We start from the raw sequence: 585 nt of genomic DNA on the forward strand, positions 1-585 counted from the left end.
CCGCCCCGCCGGCGAAGCGCAGCAGCGCGCCGGCCTGATCTTCGTTTTCCACCGGCAACAGGCGCGCCGGGTCTTGCGGGTCCGGGCGCTGTTTGATCACCGTTTGCATATCGCCACAGACCGCCACGATGTCGCCCACCAGGTAGTGCGCCATGTTGACGATGTGCGCCGCCAGATCCCCCAGCGCGCCCAGCCCGGCGCTGGCGCGGCGGCAGTGCCAGTCGAGCGGCGTGCGCGGGTCGGCCAGATAATCCTCATTGTGGGTGCCGTAAAAATGCACCACCTCGCCGATTTCACCGTTGGCGATGATCTCGCGCGCCAGCTGGCTGGTCGGGTTCTTCATGTAGTTGAAACCGACCAGCGTTTTCACGCCCTTGGCGCGGGCGGCCTGCACCATCTCCGCCGCGTCGGCGGCGTCCAGCGCCAGCGGCTTTTCCGAATACACGTGCTTGCCGTGGCGGATCGCCTCCAGCGCCATCTCTTTGTGCAAGAAGTTGGGCGCGCAGATGTCCACCACGTCGATCGCCGGATCGGCCACCAGCTGCCGCCAATCGCCGGTCGAGCGCGCAAAGCCGAACTCGGTGG

At 67.0% G+C, this 585-nt stretch carries 1 protein-coding gene; it reads right to left on the bottom strand.

Translation table 11 applies throughout. The annotated features are described in order from the left end of the window. Positions 1-585 (bottom strand): Gfo/Idh/MocA family protein (locus tag KHA85_RS20075; RefSeq protein WP_213186635.1); only part of this gene is annotated, 585 nt, incomplete at both ends.

This window comes from Dietzia massiliensis (assembly GCF_018390595.1).
GTDB classification, from domain to species: Bacteria; Actinomycetota; Actinomycetes; order Mycobacteriales; family Mycobacteriaceae; genus Dietzia; species Dietzia massiliensis.